Here is a 24,255-nt window from a genome sequence, read left to right on the forward strand (position 1 = left end):
TTGCACGTTTGACCACCATCCAAAATTTATTAACTTGTTTCTTATCTTGCGTTGACACACAATGTCCAGCGCCTCGGCCCTGCTCCTGCACAGGCCGTTCGGGAGGAAAATCATGCCGAAGCCGCAATATGTCGCCCTCAACGTGCCCGCTCCGGCGGTCGACGTCGAGCGCCGCGGCGACGGCGTCCTGATGCTGCGCTCGCCGGACCCGTTGCGCGACTATCCCGACCGCCTTACGGACCGTCTGTTCGAGACGGCGGCGGCGTATCCGGAACGCGTGCTGATCGCACAGCGCATCGACGGCGGCGACTGGCGACGCGTCACCTATGGCGAGGCGGCGCGCTTCGTCCGCACGATCGCCGGGGCGCTGCGCCGACGCGGCCTCGGACCCGACCGGCCGATAGTCATCCTGTCGGGGAGCTCCATCGAGCATGGCCTTCTCACCTTCGCAGCACTTCATGCAGGCGTGCCCTATGCCTCCGTCACGCCGGCCTATTCGCTGCTCTCCACCGATTACGCCAAGCTGCGCCATGTCGTGAACCTGCTCACCCCCGGCCTGGTCTTCGTGCAGGACGCCGCCCCCTTTGCGAACTCCCTTGCCCAGGCCGTGCCGGCCGATGTCGAGATCGTCGCGGTGAAGGGAGATTTTCCGCACGGCGTGACCGGGTTCGACACGCTGCTCTCCGGCTCGATGGACGACGATGCGCAGGCCCCTCGCCCCGGTCCCGACGATCTGGCGAAGTTCCTGTTCACCTCCGGCTCGACCGGCATGCCCAAGGCCGTTGCCGTGACCCACCGCATGTGGTGCGCGAACCAGCAGATGTTCATCCAGGCCATGCCGTTCCTCGGCGAACAGCCGCCCGTCTTCGTCGACTGGCTGCCCTGGCATCACACCTCGGGAGGCAACCAGACCATCGGCATGACGCTCTATCTGGGCGGCACGCTCTACATCGACGACGGCAAGCCGACGCGCGAGGGCATGGCGGAGACGGTGCGCAACCTTCGCGACGTGACGCCGACGACGTGCTTCAGCGTGCCCAAGGGGTTCGCCGAACTGATGCCGCGTCTCGCTGCCGACCCCGAACTGGCGAGGCGGTTCTTCTCGTCGGTCGGCGTGTTCTTCTATTCCGGCGCAGCCTTGCCGCCGCCGCTGCTCGAACAGATGGACACCCTGTCGGAGCGTTCGATCGGCAAACGCGTCCCGGTGATGAGCGCCTATGGGGCCACGGAGACCTCGCCTTTCTCGTTGATCGCCAACTGGCCCTCCGAGCGTCCCGGGCTGGCCGGTCTGCCGATGCCGGGCGTGGACACCAAGCTGGTTCCCTTCGGCGACAAATACGAGGTGCGGGTGGCCGGTCCTCACGTCACGCCCGGATACTGGCGCCAGCCGGACCTCACCGCGAAACTGTTCGACGAGGAAGGCTATCTCTGCCTTGGCGATTCGGTGGACTTCCTCGACCCCGAACGGCCGGAGCGGGGCCTCGCCTTCTCGGGGCGCATCGCCGAGGATTTCAAGCTCACCAGCGGCACCTGGGTCAATGTCGGCCAGTTGCGCGACCGTTTCCTGAGCGCGAGCGGACTCGTCGTGCGCGACATCGTCGTCACCGGCGAGAACAGGGACGAGATCGGCGCACTGGTGTTCCTGTCGCCGCAGGAAGCCGCGGACATGGCCGGCGACGCCTCGCTGCCGCTCGCTTCGCTGGCGCGGCACCCCGCGATCCGTGCGCACATCCAGTCGGTGCTGGACACGCTGGCCGAACAATCGACCGGCTCGTCCACTTACATAGCCCGGGTGGCCATCTTGCCCGACGAGCCTTCTGCAGCGGCCGGAGAGGTCACCGACAAGGGGTCGATCGGCCAGCGTGCCACGCTCGCCAATCGCCGGGCGCTGGTTGATTCGCTGTATGATGCTCCGGCGAGCGTCGACGCCGTGGAAGCCGCCTCCCCGGCCCCGCGCCGCGCCCGCGCAGGCTAAATCTCACGGCAAGACGCAGCCCGCTCGCGGCGCTGGTGCCGCGAGGATTTCCGGCTCACCCCGCATGCGTGGCGCGCAGCGCTTTCTTGTCGATCTTGCCGGCACTGGTCAGCGGCAGGGATTCTCGCTGGATCACAACCGTCTTGGGGCACTTGTAGCTCGCGATCTCGCTCTTGCAGAACGCGATGATGTCAGCCTCGGAGCCGGCGGGCGCATCCTGTGCAAGCGCGACGACGGCATGAACCGCTTCGCCCCACAAGGGATGGGGCACGCCGATCACCGCGACTTGCGACACGCCCGGAAAGCGCGAGATGACGTTCTCGACCTCGGTCGAATAGATGTTCTCGCCGCCGGAGATGATCATGTCCTTGAGACGGTCGACGATGTAGACGAAGCCCTCGGCGTCCATATAGGCCGCGTCCTCCGTATGCATCCAGCCGTTCCGGATCGCCTTCGCGGTTGCCTCGGGCATATTCCAGTAGCCCAGCATAACCGTCGGACCCCGGCAGATCAGTTCGCCCACCTGGCCGGGAGGCAGGTCATTGCCGTCGGGATCGACAATCCTGATTTCCAGGTTGGGAACGGCCTTGCCGCAGGATTTGAGCCGTTCACCGCCAATGTCGGGCCGGCGCCACCGCATCGGCAGCATGGTGATGAGCGGCGAAAGCTCGGTCATGCCGTAGCCGTGCAGGAAGAGGATGTCGGGCCACAATGCCACCGCGCGCTTGAGCGTGCCCTCCGGCATAGGCGACGAGCCGAACTGGATCTGCACCAGCGACGAGACGTCGAACCCACCCTTCTCGGCCCGCGCGACCAGCATCTCGACCATCGTCGGGACGAGACAGATATGCGTGACCTTGTGCCGCTGGATGATCTCGAGACAGGACTCGACCGTGAAGCGCGGCAGGAAGACGTGCGTGCCGGCCGCCAGCGTCAGTCCGAAGGTCGACATGCCGTCCGCCAGATGCGACATGGGGCCGGCGTGGAGATAGACGCTTGCCTCGTCGTAACCGATGGTCTGCAGCGCGCTCATCGCGTCGGCGCACAGATTGTCGTGGCTGAGCATCACGCCCTTTGCCCGGCCTGTGCTGCCGCCCGTATATATGATCATGGCGAGGTCGTCGCCGCTGTGCCCGGCATCCTTCGCCGGCGCGGCCTCGGCCAGGATGCCCTCCAGCGAGGCAAGACCGGACGTTCCGTCGTCATCCATGACCACGACGTGCTCGATCGCGTCTTTCACCGGCCCCAGCTGGTCGTAAAGGGCGAGGTGTTCACGGTCGAGAAACATGATGCGGGCGCCCGAATCCTCCAGGCGGAAATCGATCTCCGCCGGCGCAAGACGCATGTTCATCGGCGTCGCAACGCCGCCGGCCCACCAGATGGCGTAATAGAGATGGAAGTATCGGTCGGAATTCATCGACAGGATCGCGACCCGTTCCCCTTCGGCCAGTCCCATGGCCTTCAGCGCCCCTGCCAGCCGCGTCACACGGTCCAGCACCTGCGACCAGCTATACGCCCGGTCCTCGCAGATGGTGGCTATCCCGTTCGGATTGATCTGGGCGGCCCTGCTCAGGCCCTGGCTGATGAACGATCTCAACGTCTTCCTCCGACTCTGCCTCTGTCCGCGTCGCGGACGATCCTCAGGTTGCGCCCGGTACGCCGCCATAGAGCGACCACAGCTGGGCCGCCATGATGCCGCCGTCGACCGGCAGTTCGACACCGGTGACGGCGCTTGCCTGGTCCGACATGAGGAAGGCGATCACGTTGGCGACCTCCTCCGGCAGCACCTGGCGGCCAAGCGCCGTGAAGCGCAGCCGTGCGACCGGATCGCGCTCGCCGCGGGCATAGCTGGCGGCGAGCGCAGGCGTGAGCGTCGGGCCAGGCGAAACGCAGTTGACCCGCACGCCGCTGCGCCCCCAAGCCACAGCCAGGCCGGCCGAGAAGCTGGCGATCGCTGCCTTGCTCGTGCCGTAGGCGAAGAGCGGCGACGAGTTCATCCCGACCATCGAGCCCAACGTGACGATGGACCCGCGCTTGCGCTCGACCATGCGCCGGCCGAATGCCGTGGCGGTCCAGTAGGTCCCGTCGATATTGGTCTGCAGGATCGCGCGCCACGCTTCGGGGTCCTGATCTTCGGGCGCGTGCGGGTTCTCGAAAATCGCGGCGGCGGCGATAAGACCGGAACAGGGCCCGACCTCGCGCTCGACGAAGTCGGCTGCCGCCTCGATGCTGTCGCGGCTGCCGACGTCTATGGCGTACGACAGGCAGCCGAGCCGGGCCGCGACCGTCGCGGCCGCCGCCGCGTCGCGATCGAGCAACACGACCGTCCACCCCATCTCGATCAGTCTTACCGCGCAGGCCTCGCCGATGCCGCCTGCCCCGCCCGTGATCGCAGCGATGTTCTGCATATACTCCTCCTCCATGTCAGCCCGCTTCGACCGCCATGTCCGTCACCGGATGACGGTAGTGAAAAGGCGGGACGAACTGGTCGGGGAACGTCTTGTAGTCATAGGTCGGCGGTGCATCCGGCGGAAAGGACGGGTCGAGCGCGCTGCTGGGCAGCCCCGCCTTGGCCCATCCCTGATCGAACGGCGTGTAGTAGGTCGGAAACCAGATGAGCGAAGCGATCATCCAGACCCCGTCAACCTTGCGATAGGCGCACTCGTAAGGCCCCTCGGCCCAAATCGCGCTCTTGCCGTGCTCCGCCACCTGGATGAAGGCACGCCAGCGTCCCTGAGCGGTGGTGCCGTCCTGCGATAGCGTGACGATGCCTTGCAACTGCATGTGGTTCATCAATTGTCCGGGCGCGAGGCCATCACGCTTGCGGCCGATGAGGTCACGCAGGAAGGGATAGATCCGCTCACGCCGGTAGACGCCACGGGCGGCGATCTCGATGGTACCGTCCGGCGCGAACAGGTCGGCAATGGCCTGCCAGAAGCCCTTGTCGAGATAATAGCCGTAGGCACGCTGCAGGCGTTTCACCGCCTCGATGTCCTCGCCCCGCTCAAGGCGGCGCTCGGCCTTGGCGAGACGAGCTTCCAGTGCAGAGATACGATCGTCCATGGTCCCTTCCTGCGGCCAGGCGGGCCGGCCCAAGCCGGCCCGCTCGCGCCATCACTTCGCCATTTCAGCCTTGAGTTCGTCGAGCAGCGTCTCCCCGTCGAGGCTCAGCCGCTTCATGCCCTCGAAGATGCGAGCGGCTTGCGGCTCTGCGGCCTTCTTCCACAGCGCGAGCTCTTCGTCGGTCGGCTTGTAGAGCGTATGGCCTTCGAGATTGGCGAACTTCTCGCGCCCGGCGCGTTCGAATTCCGCCCACGGCGTCGCCAGCTTCGCCGACCATTCCGGCGTGCAATGCGCGTCGACGGCCTTCTTCTGGTCGTCGGAGAGCCCGTCATAGAAGCTCTGGTTCATCACGAAGGCGTTCGGAGCGGTGTACATGCCGACGTCGAGGTGATAGGTCAGCTTCGATTCCGCCTTGGTGAGGAACACCGAGTTCCACGGAAAGGTGATGCCGTCCACCACGCCACGCTCGACCAGCTCGCGGATCTCGCCCATTGCCGCCTGGACGGTGCTGGCGCCCATGCCCGACAGATAGTTCGCCATCGTGCCATTGGCCGGGCGGATTTTGGTGCCGGCCATGTCCGCGGGAACCTTCGGCTGCTTGCCGCCCATGTGCAGGATGCCCGGGTCGTGCAGGATCACCATGCAGAGCTTGACGTCGCCCATCTCCTTGTCGGCATATCTCTGATACCAGCGGTGGAAATTTCCGCTGCCCTTGCCGACTTCCTCGAAAGTGAACGGTATCTCGGTCAGCGTGATGATCGGGAACCGGCCGGGCGTCAGGCCGGGAGGCGCCATCGCCATGTCGGCGATGCCGTCGCGGGCCATGTCGTACTGGTCCACTGCCTTGCCCAACTGCTCGGACGTATAAATCTCGACCTTGACCGAGCCGCCGGTCGCCTCCGTCAGCGACTTGCCCCATGCCTCCAGGGCCCCAACCATCGGATGGACAGCCGGCGGATAGAACGACAGCTTCAGCGTCTTGTCCTGCGCCAGGGCGGACCCGGTCACCAGGCTGGCCGTGGCGGCAAGTGCCAGGCTGAACAGTTTCAGTCTCATTTCAGTCTCCTCCTTCTTGTTCGGTTATTCACATGCGGCCCGCGATCAGGTCGCTTGCTTTTTCGGCGATCATGATGGCAGGCGCATTGGTGTTGCCGCCGACGATGGACGGCATGATCGACGCATCCGCGACGCTCAGGCCGGACACGCCGCGCACGCGAAGCTCGGGATCGACCACGGACGACGGATCGGCTCCCATCCGGCAGGTGCCGACGGGATGGAACGCTGTCGCGGCGGTGTGGCGCACGAAGTCGCCAAGATCGGCGTCGCTCCACTCCGGACCGGGAACGATCTCCGCCCGCCCGTATCGCGCCAGCGCCCGGCTGGCCGCCAGGCGTTTCGCGATGCGCAGCCCCCGGACGATGGTCGCGACATCCGCACTGTCCGAGAAAAGACCGAAGTCGATCAGCGGCTTGTCGTCCATGCGCGCTCCGGACAGCCGCACTGAGCCGGTCGACACCGGATGCAGCGCGACCACGCCGATCGAGAAGCCATGGCCGATGCCGAGCGTGCCGCCCGGCTTGCGCAGGGCCGGGCAGAAGACGAGTTGCACATCCGGCCGGTCGAGGTGCGGCAGGGTCCTCACATAGCCGGCGGCCTCGAAGATGTTGGACGCGAACATTCCCTCGCGGCGCAGGACATAGCGCGCCGCCTCGCCGGCGAGCTGCGGAAGCTTGGCCAGCGAAATGCCGTAGGAATCTCGGGTCGATCCCTCCCAGACGACCTGGGAAGATGGATGATCCGCGAGGTTCTGCCCGACATCCGGCCGATGGCGCACCACTGGTATCCCCAGGCGCAGGAGATCCTCGCCGGGGCCGATGCCCGACCGCATCAGGATCGCCGGCGACCCGAAGGCTCCCGCCGCCAGGACGACTTCGCGCCGGGCCCGTACCGTCCTTCGGATCCGACCGCACACCTGAACGCCGATCGCGCGGCCATCCTCGATTGTGACGTGCGATACGTCGGCGCCCGTCATGACCCGCAGATTGGGCCTCCGCCGCGCGGGGCGCAGAAAGGCTGTCGCAGTGGTAACCCTCGCACCGCGCAGGATGTTCACCTGGCGCAGGCCGAAACCGTCCTGTTCGGCCCCGTTGATGTCGTCGTTGCGGGCAAAGCCGAGTTCAACCGCGGCCTCGAGAAAAGCGCCGGCGAGCGGATTGGGCCGCTTCGCGGTCGCGACCGTGAAAGGTCCGCCCTTGGCGTGGAAGGGGCCGTCGAGATCGAGATTGTCCTCCGATCTGCGGAAGTAGGGCAGAACGTCGTCATAGCCCCAGCCGACATTTCCCGCCGCGCGCCAGTCGTCGTAGTCGCGCCGATGACCGCGCGTGTAGACCATGCCGTTGAGGCCGCCGCTGCCGCCGAGCATGCGCCCGCGCGGAACCGGGATTTCCCGGCCGCCGAGCCCGGGCTGCGGCGTCGAGGCGTAGCCCCAGCCGAGCTTCGGGTGATTGATCAAACCGACCATGCCGACGGGAACATGAATATAGGGGTGGCGGTCTTCCGGTCCCGACTCAAGCAGGCAGACAGAGTTCCGCGGGTTCTCCGACAACCGGTTCGCGAGCACGCAGCCCGCAGTGCCGCCACCGACGATGAGGAAATCGAATGTCTCGTCGGCAGCATCCCGCCCCCTCATTAGAGCGACACCAGCACCGATTTGATCTCGGTGTAGATCTCGACGCCTTCGCGGCCGTATTCGCGCCCCCAGCCCGACTGTTTGAAACCACCAGCCGGAAGACCCTGGTCGAGGCCGCCGCCGTTGATCTTGACCGTCCCCGCGCGGATACGCGAAGCGAGCTTGTGCGCGGCACTGAGATTGCTGGTGAAGACGTTGGCGGCGAGCCCGTAGCTCGTGTCGTTTGCCTCGGCGGCGAGCGCGTCGAGGGTCGCGTCGTCGAACGAAACGGCGCAGAGCACAGGCCCGAAGATTTCCTCGCGTCGCACCGCCATGTCACGGCGCGTGCCGCCCAGGATCGTCGGTTCGACGAAATAGCCCGGGCGGTCGACGGTCCTGCCGCCGACGATCGCCTCCGCGCCGTCCGAGAGGCCTGAACGAATGTAGCCGGCGACGCGATCCTGCTGCACATCCGACACCAGCGGGCCGATCTCGGTCGCAGGGTCGAGGCCCGCCCCAACCTTGAGAGCCCTCGCCCGTTCCGCGACGCCCTTGACGAGGTCGTCGAAGACGGATGCGTGGGCGAAGAGGCGCGAGCCGGCGGTGCAGACCTGCCCGGAGTTGAAGAAGATGCCGTTGGCGACGCCGGGAATGGCCTTGTCGAGATCGGCGTCGGGCATGACGATGACCGGCGACTTGCCGCCGAGCTCGAGCGTCAGCCGCTTCAGATTGTCTGCCGCCGCCCGCACGATGATCTTGCCCACCTCGGTCGAGCCGGTGAACGAGATCTTGTCGACGTCCCGATGGGCCGCGATCGCCGCGCCTGCGTCTTCGCCGAAGCCGGTCACGATGTTGACGACGCCGGCGGGAAAGCCCGCTTCCTCGATCAGCTCGCCAAGCCGCAGCGCCGTGAGAGGCGTCTGCTCCGCCGGCTTCAGGACCATGGTGCAGCCCGCCGCCAAGCTAGGCGCCAACTTGCCCACGGCCGATGCGATCGGGGCATTCCACGCCACGATGTGCCCGACCACCCCCACCGGCTCGCGCACGGTGTAGCCGAGCCACTCGCCCGGCAGCGACATCGGCGGCGTCTCGCCATTGATCTTCGTCGCCCAGCCGGCGTTGTAGCGTAGGCGTTCCGCGGCGAACGGCACGTCCATCCCCAGCGAGACACGCAACGGCTTGCCGTTGTCGAGCGTCTCCAGGACCGCCAGTTCCTCCCGGTGCAGATCCACCAGTTCGGCCAGACGCCACATCATCGCCGCGCGCTGCGCCGGGGTGATCTTCCGCCATGGGCCTTCGAAAGCCTTGCGCGCGGCCGCAACGGCGCGGTCGATGTCCGCTTCCGTTCCGCGCGGAACGGCGCACAGCACCGAACCGTCGGATGGATCGAGCGTGTCGAAGCTCCCACCATTCTCCGCCTCGACCCAGCGGCCGTCGATCATCATCTTCTTGGGCCGCGCGATCCACGCGCGGGCCTTGTCTATGGCGAGGGAGGTTACCTGCATATTCATGGCTGCTCTTCCGGTCGGCTGCTTGCGGACTGACGGCCCCAGAGGCTGTCGAGATACTGGTAGACACGCGTGAGATCGGTATCGCCCATCGCCTCCAGGGCATCCCCCAGTACACGGGCGAAGTGCCGCGGCGTGGTCTCTCCGAAGCCCACGGCCTCCGCGGTCTCGGCCGCGATCCGCGCATCCTTCGTCGCCAGCGCCAGGCTGAAATTGTGTGCAAACCGCTGGGACAGGATCTGTTGCGCCAGCACGATCTCGGTCGAGAGATTCTTCGCATAGGAGACGTTGAGGATCTCGACCATTGTCTCGGGCTTCAGCCCGAACCGCTGCCCTATCAGCAGCGCCTCGAAGTCGAGCAGCATCTGGCTCGTGCCGATATAGTTGACCAACGTCTTCATTGCGTGGCCGGAGCCCGAAGGGCCGGTGTGGAAGACGGTGCGGCCCATGCCGCGAAGGATCGCATCGGCACGACGCACGGCATCCTCCGTGCCGCCGGCCATCATCGTCAGCGTTCCGGCGCGCGTGCCGGGAACACCGCCTGAGACCGGCGAATCCACCATCGCGAAGCCGAGCTCCCGCAGTTCCACCGCCAGCGATTGGGTGTGGGATGGAGCGCACGACGAGCAATCGACTACCAGCATATCAGGCCGCGACACCGCGATCGGCCGCGCCCCATCGCCTTCGCCGAGCAGTGCTCGACGCACGAAATGCCCGTCGGGCAGCATCAACACAACCGCCGCCACATCGCTGAGCGCATCCGTGGGCGAGGTGGCTGCCGCCTGCCCGGTCGCCTGCTCGAACTCGCGCCTGCGCTCCTCGGAGAGGTCGTACGCCTTTACTGTGAACCCATTGCGGGCAAGCGTCGCAGCCATGCCGCTGCCCATGGCTCCGAGGCCGAGAAATCCCACCGGCCCCGGCGCCGCGATTATGTCGGTCATTGATCCTCTCAGTTCATTGAATTCGGAATCACCAGCGAGATCCACGGGAACAGGACCAGGATGATGAGCCGTAGGATGTCCGACGCGATGAAGGGCATCACGCCGCGATAGATCTGCCCTAACGACACGTCTTTCGAGATAGAATTGATGACGAACACGTTCATGCCCACCGGGGGCAGGATCAGCCCGAGCGTGACGACCATGACGATGATCACCCCGAACCAGATCGGGTCAAAACCAAGCGCCACGATCACCGGATAGATGATCGGCACGGTGAGCAGGATGATCGCCAGCTCGTCCATGAGCGCACCCATGATGAGATAGACGACCAGGATCAGTGCAAGGACGCCATAGGGGCCGACCGGCAGGTGCACGAGGAAATCGGTCAGCTTCTGGGTCGTCTGCGTCACGGTGAGGAAATAGCCGAACAGATAGGCGCCCATGGCGATCACGAAGATCGATGCGCTGGTCTGCAGCGCCTCCACGAGACATCGTAATATCCGCTTCGGCCCGAGCCGGCCGCGCAGGATGCCGATCACCATCGCACCGACTGCGCCCACGCTCGCCGCCTCCGTGACAGTGACGAAGCCGCCATACATCGCACCTACGACAACAGCGAAGAGAAGAAGCGTCGCCCAGATGTCCTTGAGAGAGTCGACACGTTCGCTCCAGGGACTGCGCGCACCCACTGGGCAAAGCTCTGGCCGGAAGTGGATCACGATCCGCGTGGTGGCGATGTACATGACGATGGCGAGAAAGCCCGGCAGGATGCCCGCCATGAACAGCTTCGAGACGTTCTGGTCCGTCAGGATGCCATAGAGGAGCATGACGACGGACGGCGGGATCATGATGCCCAGCGTTCCGCCCGCGGCGATCGCGCCGGCCGAGATTCCCGGATCGTAGCCCTGCTCGCGCATTTCCGGCAGCGCAACGGTCGTCATCGTCGCGGCGGTGGCAACCGATGAGCCGTTGATGGCGGCGAAGCCACCGCAGGCAAGAATGGTCGAGATGATGGATCCGCCCCTGAGATGCCCGAACCAGGCCTTGTTGGCGCGGAACAGTTCACGGCTCATGCCGCCGGCCGTCGCGAAGATGCCCATCAGCACGAACATGGGGATCACCGACAGCGTGTAGTCGGTGACCGTCCGGAAAGGAGAGTTCATAAGGAGATTGAGGCCTGGCCAGAAGCCGTTGACGCCCGCGAAGCCGATCACGCCGGCGATACCCATCGAAAAGCCGATCGGCACGCGCAGTGCCATAAGGGCGAACATGATGACGAAGCCGCCGATGGCGATGAACGTGTTGCTCATGAGAACTCTCGTCAGGCTGTGAGTGTGCCGCGAACCAGGCGATAAGCGCGCACGAAGGCGACGATCGACGCGAAAACGGCACCGGCTGCCGCTGCCGCGAGGAACAGCCACACCGAAAGTTGAAGCTCGTTTGTGACTTCGAAACTTGCCTTGCTGCGAATAACTTTCAGCGAGAGCATATAAGCCATCGTTCCCAGAAACAGGCCCGAGACCACCGCGGCGAAGACGTCGATGCGGAGCCGGTTCAACGCGTTCGCCGCATCCCAAAGGATATCGACATTGATGTGCCTGCCCGCATAGGTCGCGCTGGCAATGCCCCAGAAGATGGCTACGCCCTGCGCGTAGCCGGAAAGAGAGTAGGCATCCGGAACCTGCACTCCGAAAAGGTAGCGCAGAGATGCCTCGATAAAGGTCAGCGCGACGACGCACCCCAGAAGAAGGCCGGACACAACGTCGATGGCGGAGAGGAAACGTGAAAGCATGACATATGCCCGTCGCGCTGGAAGATCAGAAGCCGGCGCCGTATTCGGCGAGCTTTTTCTTCAGTTCGTCGAGCAACTTGTTGCCGTCGAGCTTGTAGCGTGACACCGCGGCTACCGCCTTCTCGCGGATGCTGTCACCGGCCGCAACCCACTGCTTCGTCTCTTCCTCGTTCGGCTTGTAGACGACATGGCCGGGATCAGCGATCAGATCCGCCTTGGCCTTGAGCTCGCGCTCAGCCCATGGCGTGGACAGCTTCTCCGACCATTCCGGCGTGCAGTGCGAGTCCACTGCTGCCTTCTGCGCGTCGGTCAGCCCTTCGTAGAACGGCTTGTTGAGGACAAAGCCCTGCGTGCCGACATAAATCGGCAAATCGACGTGGTACTTGAGGCTGTCCTTGGAGTTGATGACGGACAGGTCCCAAGGGAAGGTGATGCCATCGACCACGCCGCGCTCGACGAGCTCGCGCACCTCCGGAAGGGCCGCCTGGACCGTCGTTGCCCCCTGCCCCGTGACATAGGCCACAGAGGTGGCGCCGGCCACGCGGAGTTTCTTTCCATTCATGTCGGCAGGCACCTTCACCTGCTCCGACTTCATGTGCAGCGTCGCCGGATGGTGCATGCTCATGACGCAGAGCTTGACGTCGGGCATCTCCAGATCGGCGTAGTCGAGATACCATTCGTGCAGCGCGCGCACGCCCTTCGTGCTGTTGCTGAAGAGGAACGGCACCTCGTCGAGCAGGAAAATGGGGAACTGCCCGCTGTTGTAGGCCGGCGCGACCATTGTCATCTCTGCAATGCCGTCACGTGCCATGTCGTATTGATCAACGGCCTTGCCCAACTGCTCGGCCGGGAAAAGCGTGACCTTGATCGTGCCGCCGGACGCTTCGGCCAGCGACTTCCCCCAATCTTCGAAAGACTTGACCAGGATGTGGGTCGGCGGCACCCAGAACGAGACCCGTATCTCCTTTTCCTGGGCATAGGCACTCGTCATCGTCGCGGCGGCAAAAATGCCAGCCACCAAAGCGCTTCTCATGTGTAGAATCCTCCCGTTCGCGACGGCTGGGGCCATCACTGATTTAACATATTAAGTAATTTTCAGTCTGTCAAATTGGAAAGGCGGGAGCCGGCCCGATCGGGTTAGCTGGAACCGCTGAAACACAGCCTACAGATGACCCGGCTCCGCCCGACTTAAAGCGCGAACCGCCAGGACAGAACCATCTCGTTAACATGCTTTCTTTCGGGAAAAGCATCGCGCACCGCTGGCAGCGCGACCGGGGGTGTCAGTGCATTGCGGCGTGCAGAATCTTCTCAGCTGTCGCATCCGCGCGCGAGAACTCCACAACGATCGTGTCGCTCCTGGCGACCAGGATGCGATCCGACAGGTCGAGGATCTCGGGCAAATAGGAAGAGATCGGGAGCAGCGGCGGCGACCACGCGCCTCAGCATGTTCTTCCTGCCCATGCTGTGCCGAAGAACTGCCATCGCCCCTTCCGCGTGCGCTGCCCTCGCGCGCCTCATCGATCCAGCGGCGTCAAACTTCAAGCCAATCCCGCCGGATGGCTTCGTCCGCCAGAAGCTCCGCGGGTGTTCCCTCGAAGACGATCCTGCCGTGACCCATCACGTAAACGCGGTGCGAGATGCGCATTGCGATAACCAACCTCTGCTCCACAAGAAGGATCGAGATGCCACGCCGGGCAATCTCCTGAAGGAGTTCGCCGATGCGTTCGACCATTTGCGGCGCCAATCCTTCGGTCGGCTCGTCGACCATGATCAGGTCCGGGTCACCCATCAGCGTGCGGCAGATCGTCAGCATCTGCTGCTCGCCGCCCGAAAGGGCACCGCCGGGCGCATCCGCGCGGTCCTTGAGCTGGGGAAACAGCCGCCATGTCTCGTCGACGCTCCAGCGCCCACCCCTCTGTCCAGACTTGATGCCAAGGAGCAGGTTCTGCTCGACTGTCAGCGTCGGAAAAATCGCACGCTCCTCGGGCACGAAGCCGATGCCCAGATGCGCAATTTCATGCGGCTTGCGGCCGGCGATCGACTTGCCTCCGAAGATGATCTCGCCCCGCGGCTCCGGGTCGCCCATGATCGCCTTGAGCGTCGTGGAGCGACCGACACCGTTGCGACCGAGGATGCTGACGATCTCGTTCTCGCCGACGTCGAGGTCGACGCCCTGCAGGATATGGCTCTTGCCGTAGTAGGCATGGAGGTCGCGAACCTTGAGCATCAGGCGGCCTCCGTACCGAGATAGGCCTGCTGCACGGCAGCGTTGGCCTTGATGCGGGCGGGCGTGTCCGACGCGATGACCTCGCCATAGACGAGGACGGAGATCCGGTCGGCCAGGTCGAACACGACGTGCATGTCGTGCTCGATCATCAGCAGGGTGCGGTTCTCACTGACCTTGCGGATCAGTTTTACCACGCGCTCGGTCTCGGCATGGCTCATCCCGGCCGTCGGCTCGTCCAGCAGCAGCACGTCTGCGTTGCCGGCGATGGTGAGCCCGATCTCCAGCGCACGCTGCTCGCCATAGGTCAGCACTCCGGCCGGGGTGCGCCATCGGTCGAGCAGGTCGATCTCAGCGAGTATCTCCTCCGTGCGGCGGTTCGCATCCTTGAGCTTGTCGACGTCGCGCCAGAATGAATAGCGGTAGCCCAGGGCCCAGAGGGTGGCACATCGCACGTTCTCCCACACGCTCAGGCGAGGAAAGATGTTCGTCACCTGGAAGCTGCGCGAGAGGCCCCTGCGATTGATCACCTGGGGCGCGAGGCCGGCAATTTCTTCGCCGCGCAGACGGATCGAACCGGCGCTCGGCTGCAGATGGCCGCTGACGAGGTGGAACAATGTAGACTTGCCTGCTCCGTTGGGCCCGATGATTGCGTGCCGCTCGCCTTCGACCACGGAAAGATCGACACCGCGGATGATGTCCATCTGCCCGAAGCTTTTGCGCAAACCGGAGAGTTGAAGTGCGGGTGTGGCGGCGTTCATCGTGCCCTCCCCTCGGCGAGTGCCTCGTCGTAGGCGCCCCGGGCCAGTCGCGCCGCACGCAGATAGAGCCAGCCTCCGCCGATGGTCAGCGCGAGCCCGACGAGCCAAGGCCACGGCGAGGTGACGTCGAACGGGATCCCGTAGAGCGTCAGGTCAGGGCCGTAGGAGGCGCGGATGCTGAACTGGTGGCTCGTCTCCGCAAGGATGCTGAGCCCGATCACGGCGACAACGCCCGGTAACAGCGCAAGCAGATAGTATGGCACAACGCGATGGAGCGTCCGGTTGGCGAGCAGCGGCTGCTGCTGGGCCAGCAGTCCGGCCAGGCCTCCCGGGACGAACATCACCATGCCGATGAACAGAAGGCCGACATACAGCGGCCAGATCTGCGTGGCGTCGCTGAGCGCCAGTTGCAGCCAAGTGATCAGGATCGCTCCGATGATGGGACCGGCAAAATTTCCCATCCCGCCGATATAGGTCATCAGGATGACCGATCCGGATTCGACCGCCCCCATCTGCGATGCGTTGATGATCTCGAAATTGATCACCGACAGGCCGCCAGCGATACCTGCGAACAGGCCGGCCAGACTGAACGCGATGAAGCGCACCCGCTGCGTGTCATAGCCGATGAAGGCGGTGCGCTGCGGGTTGTCGCGCACGGCGTTGCAGATACGACCGAACGGCGTACGGGTGATGGCATACATCGCTGCGATCGACACGAAGCACCAGCCGGCGATCAGGTAGTAGACCTGGAACTGCGGTCCGAAGCTGTAGCCGAACAGGCTCATCACTTCGGTTCGGTCGGTGGTGATACCCTCCTCGCCGCCGAAGAAGCGGCGCAGGATGAGCGCGCTCGACACGACCAACTCGCCGATCCCGAGCGTGATCATCGCAAAGGCTGTGCCGGCACGTCTGGTGGCGACGGCGCCGAACAGTACGCCGAACACCAGTCCCCCCAGTCCGCCGATGACAGGGAACAGCGGCAGCGGGATCGGCCAATCACCGCCGCCCGCGACGTTAAGCAGGTGCACGGTGACATATCCGCCAAGGCCGAAGAACACTGCATGGCCGAACGACAGCAGGCCGGTCTGGCCAAGCAGCATGTTGTAGGACAGCGCGAAGATGATCATCGTGCCCATCAGGCACATCGTTGAGACCGCCAGCCGCGAACTGAACAGATAGGGCAGAAGCAGCAGTGCGACGGCCAGTGCGATCCAGACGGCGTAGCGCATCGACACGCCGGTCCGACCGGCGCGCATTCCGCCTTGGGAGAGGGTGATTTCTTCGCTCATGTGTCGCGCGTCCCCATGAGACCCTTTGGCCTGAAGATTAGGATCAGCACCAGGAGAAGATAGGGCAGGATCGGAGCGACCTGCGCGACCGTGACCCTCCAGATGTCGCTCAGCCAGTCAGCAAAGATCGCCGCCCTGCCTGTCGTGCCGAACACGTCGGCGAGAGAGATGTTGAAAGCGACGGCGAATGTCTGGACGAGCCCGATCAGCAGCGAGGCCGCCAGCGCCCCGCCCAGCGAGCCGAGCCCGCCAACGACAACCACGACGAACAGGATCGGGCCGAGCAGACCGGCCATGTTGGACTGGGTGACGAGGATCGGCCCGGCGATGACGCCGGCGACTGCGGCCAGCCCCACGCCAACTCCGAACACAAGCATGAAGATACGATCGACATTGTGCCCGAGCATTCCCACCATTCCCGGGTGGCTTAGCGCCGCCTGAACGATCAGACCGACGCGGGTGTAGCGCACTATCATCAGGAGACAGAGGAAGATCGCCACCGAGATCAGCAGGCCGAACAGCTTGAATGCCGGATAGTTGCTGGCGAACAGCGTGAAGGCCGAGAAATCGAGCGAGGGCGGCACCCGGTAGTCGGCCGGCAGCTTGCCCCAGATCATCTCAACCACTTCCTTGATCACGAAGGTCAGCCCGAACGTGAACAGAAGCTCGGCGACGTGACCGTGTCGATGGACGCGCCGCAGCCCGTAGCGCTCGACGGCCATGCCGATGACGCCGACGATCAGCGGCGCCACGACAAGGGCCGGCCAGAAGCCGAGCCTGCGGCTGATCTCGAAGCCGAAGAACGCACCGAGCATGTAGAAGCTGGCATGGGCGAGATTGAGCACGCCCATCATCGAGAAGATGACGGTGAGGCCGCTTGCCATCAGGAACAGCAGCGTGCCGTAGAGGACGCCGTTGAGCGCCGAGATGAGAATGATTTCGACCACGAGCCCGACCGTCCGCTGGTTTGCCGGCGCGAGACGGACGCCTCGCGCGTGAAAAAGCGGCGACGCCGGTGAACTCCGGCGCCGCCAGCGCGGTCAAACCTACGGACGCTTCATCTCGCAGGTCGTGGGAAGCAGCGTGGATTCGGTTGGTATCTCTGCCGCCATCTTCCAGCCCCAGCCGGTGTGCTCCTCGTCGAACTTCTGCCCGGCGTCGAGCGGTCCGAGCGTGGAAATGTAGAGCGGCTGGAAGAACTGATGGTCGTCCGCGCGAAGGAACCCCTCGGCGCCGGCCGCGAAGCTGTTGTGCTTCATGCCCTCGAGCTTCGGCACGAAGTCGCCCGGATCCTCGGACTTCGCCTCCGTCATTGCCTGGAAGACCATGTCCATCATGTTGAACATGCGCGGATAATAGACCGGAGCGTTGGCGAAGCGCTTCATCAGCGCGCCGGCCCGTTCTTCGGCCGGACCATAGCCCTGATTGTTGATGCCTTCGTTGATCTGGAAGACGCGATCGGCCAGGTTCGCCTGCTTGATCGCGGTGGGCCCGCCCGCGCCGCCGGCATAGAAGGTGTACCAGTCGACGTCGAGCCCGGCCTGGCCGGCGGCCTTGATCAGCAGCGCGAGATCCTGGCCCCAGTTGCCGGTAATGACCGTATCGGCGCCGGATGCCTTGATCTTGGCGACATACGGGGCGAAGTCGGTGATCTTGACCAGCGGGTGGAATTCGTCGCCGACGATCTCCACGTCGGGGCGCTTGGCCTGCAGCATGCTCTTGGCGGCGCCGGCGACGGCGTGTCCGAACGAGTAGTCCTGCGAGATCAGATAGACCTTCTTGACGTCCTTTTTGTCCTTGATGAAATTCGTCAGCGCTTCCATCTTGATGGCCGCGCTCGCGTCCCAGGTGAAGTGCCAGTAGCTGCACTTCTCGTTGGTCAGCACGGGGTCGATCGCTGCATAGTTCAGGTGAACGATGTTCGCACCCGGATTGCGGTCGTTGTATTTGGTGATGAAGTCCGACACGGCGACTGCCACCGAAGAGCCGTTGCCCTGAACGATGACCTTGATCCCTTCGTCGATCGCCTTCTGAACCTGCACCAGGCTGATTTGCGGATTGGTCTGGTTATCGTAGCCGACGATCTCGACCTTCTTTCCGTTGACGCCGCCCTTGGCGTTTATTTCATCGGTGATGAAGTTGAGCTGGTTCATGCCGATCTGGCCTATGCTCGCGCCGCCGCCCGACAGCGGATCGACATAGCCGATCTTGAGCGTGTCCTGCGCCAGCGCCGAGATCGCCGTAGCACCCAATAACGACAGCGCGAGCACTGTCGATCCGATCAGTCTTTTCATGGTCTTTCCTCCCTTGGAATATGCCGGCCAATCCGGCCTGCCGTCTCGCCGGATCCCTATGCGGGACGGCGCCTCCTCCTCGATACCCTGCGGTGCTTCCCGTCAGCCGGCCTCCTCGCCAACCAATCCGGAGACCGCCGGACCACCCTGCACTCCTGGTCTGGGCGTCCTTGCCTCCTTGCGACGTTCGGCCGAACCGCCTGGAGCCTCTGCTCCCGACAGCGTCTCCCCGACTACCTCGCCGCGTCCATTTTCCTCCATTCACTCACTAGATAATTAATTTTTTGGAAGCAAGCATTTCTTCGTTTTCAGGCTCCCGTGGTTGCCGATAGGTGTCCTGCCCCATCAGAATTGACAGTGTCCGCGGCTCATCCCTAAGTCGCCATGCACCGACGACGCGTTGCCGGGGTCCCTCAAGGCGTTCGAGCTATGTCTCAAGTCTGGGCGCCGGCCGTCTTCTCCTCCGCATCGCCGGGCCGGCTTGCGAGTTCGCGTTCCATCTGCATGAACCCATAGTCAGGCACGACCTCGCCCGTGCGATCGCTGATTGCAGCCCAGTTTGCGACGACCCGGCGCGGCGCGTCGGGGCCTGCGCCGATATAGGCACCCCGGGTCAACGTCACGTTGGAACGGGCGAAATGACCTGCCCCGGCGCAGAGGATCGCGCGTGTGGGCGCATCGTCTGCGACCAGCGCCAGCAGTCCGGGGCTGACCAGTTCCACCGAGAGGCGTTCGAACGCTTCCTTCGGCAGCAGGCCACCCGTCATGGCCGTGGCCGCCGTAGGCGCGAGGCAGTTGACCCTGATGCCGTATTTCTCGCCCTCAAGCGCCAGCGTCTGCATCAGGCCTACCAAGGCCATCTTTGCCGCGCTGTAATTCGCCTGACCGAAATTCCCGAACAGGCCGGACGACGACGTGGTCATCACGATCCGCCCGTGACGCTGCTCTCGCATGATGTCCCAGACGGCCTTCGTGCAGATCGCCGATCCCATGAGGTGCACATCCACCACCTCGCGGAACTCGGCCATCGTCATCTTGGCGAAGCTCTTGTCGCGCAGGATGCCGGCATTGTTGACGAGGATGTCGACACGGCCGAAAGCCGCGCTCGTCCGCGACACCATCTCGGCGATGCCCGTCTCGTCGGTCACCGAGGCAGCGAAGGGGATCGCTTGTCCGCCGGCGTCGGCGATCTCGCGGGCGACCTTGCCGGCCGCCTCCTCCGTCATGTCGTTGACGACGATCCTGGCGCCGAGCCGCGCCAGCATCAGCGCATGCGATCTACCCAGCCCTCCGCCCGCTCCGGTTACGATTGCGACCCGTCCGTTGAGGTTAGGCGCAGCTTCCCAATTCATGTTCGTCATTTAATTCACTCACCGAATAGCTAATCATATTCCCACAAGGGGTTTCGCCGACGCCGTCGATCAGGCCGGCGAAGCCCTCCGGCAGATCGCAAGGAAGCCAGCGGCCATGAAAGTCGACATGCGCTGCTTCACGGCCGCGAAATCCTCCGATCGGCAGAGACCGCCGGAGAGCTTGTCGATGCGACCCGTGCGCGCCAGCGTCAGCATCAGCGCGCCCGTCACGAAGTGGTAGCCCCAGAAGATGTCCTCGTCCGCGCAGCCGGGCAGCGCGCGCTTCAGGATGCTGATGAGCCGAAGCACGACCGGGTCGAAATGCTCATCCATCATCGCAGCACCCCACTCGGGCGTGTTGGCGACCTGGGAGGCAAGCGCGGCATAGTTCTTCCAGCCCTCGCCGCCCTCGATGTAGAGATCGAGATCCGTATCGAGGAAGGCACGCAGCGCGCCCTCCACCGTCGGATTGTCGCCCGCCGCCCTTTCATACTCCTCCAGCATGCCCATCCGCCGCTCGCTGGTGACGACGGCGCGACGCGCAAACACCCGGTCGAACAGAGCCTTCTTGTCGTCGAAGTAGTAATTGATGAGAGTGTGATGGACGCCGATGTGCTTCGCGACGTCCTTCAGCGTAACGCCGTAAAGACCATGCCGGGAGAACAAAAGTTCGGCCGCGTCGAGGATCTGTTCGATCATCTCCGCGCGTTGTTCGGCCTTGGTGGAGGCCTTGCGGCGAACCGGTCTTATGTCGCTCAAGCGGATACCCTCTTCATCGCCGTGGACTCGACCGACGTCGGACACATGATCGCCCGGACTGCCCGCACGCGCTTAGCCCCGTCCGTATTGCGAGCGAAGATGCAATTTGTCCACCTTGCCCGTGGCGGAGGTTGGCATTTTGGACAAGCGCACGACCTCATCGGGCATCCGCGTCCGGAAGTGGCGCCGCCACTCCGACATTCCAGTTCCACGGCACGTCGCCGGCATTGCGCCGCTGGCGCACGACGTCATCGGCGAGCGCGAACATGCCGGGCATAAGGTCAACTTCGACCCGCGGCGCATCTGCGAAATACATATGCCGGCCGGTAATCGTGTGATCCGGCCAGGCCGGCCAGTCTTCCGATATCGGCGCGGCGGCGTTGGCAAAGGAAATCCAGTAGTCACCCATAGCGCGCGAGAGCGCGGCTTCGGCCTTCGTCGCGGGTACGGCTGGCCAGAGCGGTGGCGTGTGGTCTGCAGTGCCGAAGAGGTAGGGCAGTTCGCACCCGTGAAAGGCATCCAGCCCCGCTTCGCTCGCTGCCGGATAGCTGTGGCCGAACAGATAGACGAAGGCCGGAGCGCCTATACCCTTCTGCGCTTCTGCGAGCTTTAATGCGGTCCACCCGTAAAGAGCGTCACGAGTGCACGCGAGGGCGCTCTCCCGAAGATTTCCGGAGCCGTAGAGTGCAAGGAAGCGCTCGGCGAGACCGCCATATCGCCGACGGATCTCGTCCTCGTACTCCTTTCCGGTCTGTGGCAGCGTCGGAATGAGGAACGGCAACGAGCGTATTTCACCGCCGTTGAAGCCCGCGATCAGCGGCACCCTCGCCTGGTCTCCACGCTCGAAGACGTCGACCAGTTGGGCCGGCAGGAGGTGTCCGTCGATCGTGCCAAGCGGCATGAAACCTGCACGCAGCGCGGCGTCGACGAGATCCTCCGCATCGAGCGCTCGCAAGGCGCTGACATTCCGCGCTCCAAGGCTTTCGGCGAGCCGCTCGCCCGCCACCTCGGCCGGCACATGTCCGTGGCAACGCTCGCGGAGAGCGGGCATGGAAATCATGTAGGCGCTTTGCGCGATTGCTTTGGCGAACAGGCCGCGTGCAGCCGGAGATGCCAGCAGGTAAAGCACGCTCAGTGCTCCGGCGGATTCACCCGCCACTGTCACGTTGGCCGGATCGCCGCCCACGGCCGCGATGTTGTCCCTGACCCATGCCAGCGCCGCGATCTGGTCGAGCAGGCCGTAGTTGCCGGAGACACCGTCGGGAGATTCGGCGCCCAGTTCCGGATGCGCGAGGTAACCGAAGACACCCAGGCGGTAGTTGATCGAAACGACCACCGCACCTCGGCGCGCCAGAGCCGCCCCGTCATACAGCGGATCGCTCCCGGCACCCCAGATGAAGGAGCCCCCGTGAATCCAGACCAGTACCGGCAAGTCTCGCGCTCCTTCCGGCACCCAGATATCGAGATACAGGCAGTCCTCGCTGGTGGCCGCCAGCGGACGATCGTAGATGCTGCCGTAACGCCGGGACGGCTGGACGCAGGCAGGACCGGAAACGATCGCATCGCGAACCCCGGGCCAGGGCACAACAGGTTCAGGGCGCCGCCAGCGTCGCTGGCCGACGGGGGGCATGGCATATGGAATGCCCTTGTAGACGCGCAGTCCGTCAACCGTTGCACCCAAGGCGTCGCCACATGTAAATTGTGCAACAGGCCTCCCGCGCGTTGCCCCGTCGACCGCCATTCGCATCGAATGCCCTGTCAGAGTCTTCCTCCCTCCGAACATCTCGCGCCCTGGCCGGCTTCAGCTGGGACGCACTCCCTGGCAGTCGCCCTCCCGACGACAGGGCAGCATCAATGGCCGCAGGACACGGACTAGTCAATACTCACTATCACGTGTGTTAATGATTCGATGTGGCCGGCGTGGCCCGGACGGCACGATGCAGAGAGCCGGTGATTGATGGCCGAAGCTTATCCGGCAATCAACTCTTCAAAGGCGTACTTCTTCGAACCAACGATTCGGTCAAATCGCGGTTCAACCGGCTGCGACGGGTTTCAAGACAGTTAGATCGGGGCTCTGATGCGAACCGGATCCCGCCCATCCCAGCCGCGCGCGGCATCGCGAAAACCGTCGAACATGGCGCGCGTCGCGGGACGGAATTCGATCGCCTCGATCATTGCAGGGAGCGCGCCGTGTGTGTCGAAATAGCCGACGCGAGCACCGTGAACGACTTCGGCCTCATAGACGAGTGTGAAGCCTGCTCTCGCGTAGTGGGCAACCGACGCCTCATAGTCTTCGGCGGCCACGCCGAAATGATGCAGGCCGTATCCGTTGCGTTCGGCCACTTCTCGGTAGACCGATGGAGAATCGTCCAGTTGCTGGATGATCTCGAACTGCATGTCGCCCGCATAGCCCATGGCGATGGCAAGCGCGGTGGTCGCAGGCTGACCGCGATAGACCTGGCGAGGGAAAACGCCACGTTCCCGAAGGAACCAAGGACCGACCCCCAAAGTACGGGCCATCTCCCGCATGGAGGCGTGGATATCCTTCGTGATGAAGGCGGTCTGGATCAGCCGGCCCGCGGCCGGATCGATGACAAAGTTTTCCATGATCGCCTCACTTTGCCATGATGCCGCCGTCGACGGGGATCGTCACGCCGGTCATGAAGCTTGATGCGGGCGAAGCGAGGAGGAGGGCGAGACCCTTGATCTCCTCCGGATCGGCTATGCGCCCGAGCGGCACCATGGCGGCGAACTGGGCCGCTACCTCGGGCTGCCGGATGCGACCGCTTGCGATGTTCGTCCTGAACGGGCCGGGCGCGATGCCGTTGACCATCACGTCGTAGGCGGCGAGCTCCATGGCCGACTGGCGGACAAGGTTCACGACGGCCGATTTCGTTGCTGTATAAGCATAACCGCACATGACGTCCGACCTCAGGCCGGCGACGGAGGCAATGGCGATGATCCGTCCACTCCTCTGCACCTTCATGTGTTTGGCCGCCGACTGGATGGTGGCGAAGACTCCCGTCAGGTTGATCTGCAGGACGCGGTCCCACTGGTCGTCGTTCACGGCGTTGATCTGGCCGGCTTCCGTGAGATAGCCGGGGCCGGCCGTCACGCCGGCATTCGCCACCATCGCGTCCAGCCGGCCGTGGCGGGCGACGAGATCGTCCGTCCTTCGCCTTATCGCTTCCCGGTCCGAAACGTCGAGCAGCACGGCCTCGGCCCGCCCGCCGGCGGCCGAGAGCCGCCCGACGGCGCGGTTCAGACCTTCCCGATCGACGTCGGCAAGCGCGACATGCGCGCCGGCTTCCGCCAGCACCTCGGAGATCGCCAGGCCGAGCCCGCTTGCGGCACCCGTGACCATGGCGACTTTGCCGACCATCGAAAACCGCGAACCATTCATGTGAAATCCTCCCATTCTCAGTTTGGTATGCCAAATTCATTTTCAGCCAGTTGGCAAGCGAAATCGTTTCGATAAAAATAATACAATAAAACCATATATTTAAGCGCATATTGAATGTGGTAATGGCTTTGGTCTGGTATGAGGTTGTTGACTGAATTGTATTTTTCCGGTGTAGATCGACCCAACAGCCGATCCAAGCGGCGAGCGTGATGACAGGGAGGTCGGC

General features: G+C 64.2%; 21 protein-coding genes. 1 reads left to right on the top strand and 20 read right to left on the bottom strand.

What is annotated here, in order from left to right; all coding sequences use genetic code 11:
• The first annotated feature begins 112 nt into the window (after positions 1-112).
• Positions 113-1,975 (top strand): feruloyl-CoA synthase, encoded by a 1,863-nt coding sequence (locus tag B9Z03_RS24895; protein ID WP_139832385.1) that lies wholly within the window; start codon positions 113-115, stop codon positions 1,973-1,975.
• Positions 1,976-2,030: 55 nt separating this feature from the next.
• Here B9Z03_RS24895 and B9Z03_RS24900 read toward each other — a convergent pair whose 3' ends face one another.
• The 20 genes from B9Z03_RS24900 to B9Z03_RS24995 all read right to left on the bottom strand — a co-directional run bounded on the left by B9Z03_RS24900 (position 2,031) and on the right by B9Z03_RS24995 (position 24,029).
• The gene (locus B9Z03_RS24900; protein WP_176247630.1) at positions 2,031-3,572 is read right to left on the bottom strand and encodes a class I adenylate-forming enzyme family protein; all 1,542 of its coding nucleotides are present in this window, start codon (positions 3,570-3,572) and stop codon (positions 2,031-2,033) included.
• Between the two features lie 43 nt (positions 3,573-3,615).
• On the bottom strand, positions 3,616-4,383 hold the full coding sequence (locus B9Z03_RS24905) for an SDR family NAD(P)-dependent oxidoreductase (protein WP_085467859.1): 768 nt from the start codon (positions 4,381-4,383) through the stop codon (positions 3,616-3,618).
• 16 nt (positions 4,384-4,399) lie between these two features.
• Entirely contained in the window at positions 4,400-5,038 is a 639-nt protein-coding gene (locus B9Z03_RS24910; RefSeq protein WP_085466698.1) for a nuclear transport factor 2 family protein, read from the bottom strand.
• Positions 5,039-5,089: 51 nt separating this feature from the next.
• A complete protein-coding gene (locus tag B9Z03_RS24915; protein WP_085466699.1) occupies positions 5,090-6,094 on the bottom strand; it encodes a TRAP transporter substrate-binding protein in 1,005 nt (334 codons plus the stop codon).
• 28 nt (positions 6,095-6,122) lie between these two features.
• The gene (locus B9Z03_RS24920) at positions 6,123-7,727 is read right to left on the bottom strand and encodes a GMC family oxidoreductase (protein WP_085466700.1); all 1,605 of its coding nucleotides are present in this window, start codon (positions 7,725-7,727) and stop codon (positions 6,123-6,125) included.
• On the bottom strand, positions 7,727-9,217 hold the full coding sequence (locus B9Z03_RS24925; protein WP_085466701.1) for an aldehyde dehydrogenase family protein: 1,491 nt from the start codon (positions 9,215-9,217) through the stop codon (positions 7,727-7,729). Before B9Z03_RS24925 ends, B9Z03_RS24920 begins: the two co-directional genes overlap by 1 nt.
• Complete coding sequence (locus B9Z03_RS24930) at positions 9,214-10,155, bottom strand: NAD(P)-dependent oxidoreductase (RefSeq protein ID WP_085466702.1); 942 nt, start codon at positions 10,153-10,155, stop codon at positions 9,214-9,216. The genes B9Z03_RS24925 and B9Z03_RS24930 overlap by 4 nt, the downstream gene beginning before the upstream one ends.
• 8 nt (positions 10,156-10,163) lie before the next feature.
• A complete protein-coding gene (locus B9Z03_RS24935) occupies positions 10,164-11,465 on the bottom strand; it encodes a TRAP transporter large permease (RefSeq protein WP_085466703.1) in 1,302 nt (433 codons plus the stop codon).
• A gap of 11 nt (positions 11,466-11,476) precedes the next feature.
• The gene (locus B9Z03_RS24940) at positions 11,477-11,947 is read right to left on the bottom strand and encodes a TRAP transporter small permease (RefSeq protein WP_085466704.1); all 471 of its coding nucleotides are present in this window, start codon (positions 11,945-11,947) and stop codon (positions 11,477-11,479) included.
• A gap of 25 nt (positions 11,948-11,972) precedes the next feature.
• Positions 11,973-12,980: a TRAP transporter substrate-binding protein gene (locus B9Z03_RS24945; protein WP_176247631.1), complete on the bottom strand. Its 1,008-nt coding sequence runs from the start codon at positions 12,978-12,980 to the stop codon at positions 11,973-11,975.
• Between the two features lie 498 nt (positions 12,981-13,478).
• Positions 13,479-14,174 (bottom strand): ABC transporter ATP-binding protein, encoded by a 696-nt coding sequence (locus B9Z03_RS24950; RefSeq protein ID WP_085466706.1) that lies wholly within the window; start codon positions 14,172-14,174, stop codon positions 13,479-13,481.
• A complete protein-coding gene (locus B9Z03_RS24955; protein WP_085466707.1) occupies positions 14,174-14,932 on the bottom strand; it encodes an ABC transporter ATP-binding protein in 759 nt (252 codons plus the stop codon). Before B9Z03_RS24955 ends, B9Z03_RS24950 begins: the two co-directional genes overlap by 1 nt.
• Positions 14,929-16,221, bottom strand: coding sequence for a branched-chain amino acid ABC transporter permease (locus B9Z03_RS24960; protein ID WP_139832386.1), 1,293 nt, complete (start codon positions 16,219-16,221; stop codon positions 14,929-14,931). The genes B9Z03_RS24955 and B9Z03_RS24960 overlap by 4 nt, the downstream gene beginning before the upstream one ends.
• The gene (locus B9Z03_RS24965) at positions 16,218-17,168 is read right to left on the bottom strand and encodes a branched-chain amino acid ABC transporter permease (RefSeq protein WP_085466709.1); all 951 of its coding nucleotides are present in this window, start codon (positions 17,166-17,168) and stop codon (positions 16,218-16,220) included. The genes B9Z03_RS24960 and B9Z03_RS24965 overlap by 4 nt, the downstream gene beginning before the upstream one ends.
• A 99-nt stretch (positions 17,169-17,267) precedes the next feature.
• On the bottom strand, positions 17,268-18,515 hold the full coding sequence (locus B9Z03_RS24970; RefSeq protein ID WP_085466710.1) for a branched-chain amino acid ABC transporter substrate-binding protein: 1,248 nt from the start codon (positions 18,513-18,515) through the stop codon (positions 17,268-17,270).
• A gap of 434 nt (positions 18,516-18,949) precedes the next feature.
• On the bottom strand, positions 18,950-19,876 hold the full coding sequence (locus B9Z03_RS24975) for an SDR family NAD(P)-dependent oxidoreductase (RefSeq protein WP_244561839.1): 927 nt from the start codon (positions 19,874-19,876) through the stop codon (positions 18,950-18,952).
• A 60-nt stretch (positions 19,877-19,936) separates the two neighbouring features.
• Positions 19,937-20,626 carry a TetR/AcrR family transcriptional regulator gene (locus B9Z03_RS24980; protein ID WP_244561840.1) on the bottom strand — a complete coding sequence of 230 codons (690 nt, stop codon included), beginning with the start codon at positions 20,624-20,626 and terminating at the stop codon, positions 19,937-19,939.
• A gap of 157 nt (positions 20,627-20,783) precedes the next feature.
• Positions 20,784-22,367 (bottom strand): carboxylesterase/lipase family protein, encoded by a 1,584-nt coding sequence (locus B9Z03_RS24985; protein ID WP_085466711.1) that lies wholly within the window; start codon positions 22,365-22,367, stop codon positions 20,784-20,786.
• Between the two features lie 320 nt (positions 22,368-22,687).
• Positions 22,688-23,233 (bottom strand): VOC family protein, encoded by a 546-nt coding sequence (locus B9Z03_RS24990; protein WP_085466712.1) that lies wholly within the window; start codon positions 23,231-23,233, stop codon positions 22,688-22,690.
• Between the two features lie 7 nt (positions 23,234-23,240).
• Positions 23,241-24,029, bottom strand: coding sequence for an SDR family NAD(P)-dependent oxidoreductase (locus B9Z03_RS24995; RefSeq protein WP_085466713.1), 789 nt, complete (start codon positions 24,027-24,029; stop codon positions 23,241-23,243).
• Positions 24,030-24,255: the final 226 nt, after the last annotated feature.

Source organism: Mesorhizobium australicum (genome assembly GCF_900177325.1).
GTDB classification, from domain to species: domain Bacteria; phylum Pseudomonadota; class Alphaproteobacteria; order Rhizobiales; family Rhizobiaceae; genus Mesorhizobium_A; species Mesorhizobium_A australicum_A.

Coding starts and splice junctions, on each gene's coding strand:
- B9Z03_RS24950 (WP_085466706.1), bottom strand. CDS start 14,174: ATGCTCAAGGTTCGCGACCTCCATGCCTACTACGGCAAGAGCCATATC.
- B9Z03_RS24905 (WP_085467859.1), bottom strand. CDS start 4,383: ATGCAGAACATCGCTGCGATCACGGGCGGGGCAGGCGGCATCGGCGAG.
- B9Z03_RS24915 (WP_085466699.1), bottom strand. CDS start 6,094: ATGAGACTGAAACTGTTCAGCCTGGCACTTGCCGCCACGGCCAGCCTG.
- B9Z03_RS24895 (WP_139832385.1), top strand. CDS start 113: ATGCCGAAGCCGCAATATGTCGCCCTCAACGTGCCCGCTCCGGCGGTC.
- B9Z03_RS24995 (WP_085466713.1), bottom strand. CDS start 24,029: ATGAATGGTTCGCGGTTTTCGATGGTCGGCAAAGTCGCCATGGTCACG.
- B9Z03_RS24940 (WP_085466704.1), bottom strand. CDS start 11,947: ATGCTTTCACGTTTCCTCTCCGCCATCGACGTTGTGTCCGGCCTTCTT.
- B9Z03_RS24920 (WP_085466700.1), bottom strand. CDS start 7,727: ATGAGGGGGCGGGATGCTGCCGACGAGACATTCGATTTCCTCATCGTC.
- B9Z03_RS24910 (WP_085466698.1), bottom strand. CDS start 5,038: ATGGACGATCGTATCTCTGCACTGGAAGCTCGTCTCGCCAAGGCCGAG.
- B9Z03_RS24925 (WP_085466701.1), bottom strand. CDS start 9,217: ATGAATATGCAGGTAACCTCCCTCGCCATAGACAAGGCCCGCGCGTGG.
- B9Z03_RS24955 (WP_085466707.1), bottom strand. CDS start 14,932: ATGAACGCCGCCACACCCGCACTTCAACTCTCCGGTTTGCGCAAAAGC.
- B9Z03_RS24985 (WP_085466711.1), bottom strand. CDS start 22,367: ATGGCGGTCGACGGGGCAACGCGCGGGAGGCCTGTTGCACAATTTACA.
- B9Z03_RS24945 (WP_176247631.1), bottom strand. CDS start 12,980: ATGAGAAGCGCTTTGGTGGCTGGCATTTTTGCCGCCGCGACGATGACG.
- B9Z03_RS24935 (WP_085466703.1), bottom strand. CDS start 11,465: ATGAGCAACACGTTCATCGCCATCGGCGGCTTCGTCATCATGTTCGCC.
- B9Z03_RS24930 (WP_085466702.1), bottom strand. CDS start 10,155: ATGACCGACATAATCGCGGCGCCGGGGCCGGTGGGATTTCTCGGCCTC.
- B9Z03_RS24975 (WP_244561839.1), bottom strand. CDS start 19,876: ATGACGAACATGAATTGGGAAGCTGCGCCTAACCTCAACGGACGGGTC.
- B9Z03_RS24990 (WP_085466712.1), bottom strand. CDS start 23,233: ATGGAAAACTTTGTCATCGATCCGGCCGCGGGCCGGCTGATCCAGACC.
- B9Z03_RS24970 (WP_085466710.1), bottom strand. CDS start 18,515: ATGAAAAGACTGATCGGATCGACAGTGCTCGCGCTGTCGTTATTGGGT.
- B9Z03_RS24960 (WP_139832386.1), bottom strand. CDS start 16,221: ATGAGCGAAGAAATCACCCTCTCCCAAGGCGGAATGCGCGCCGGTCGG.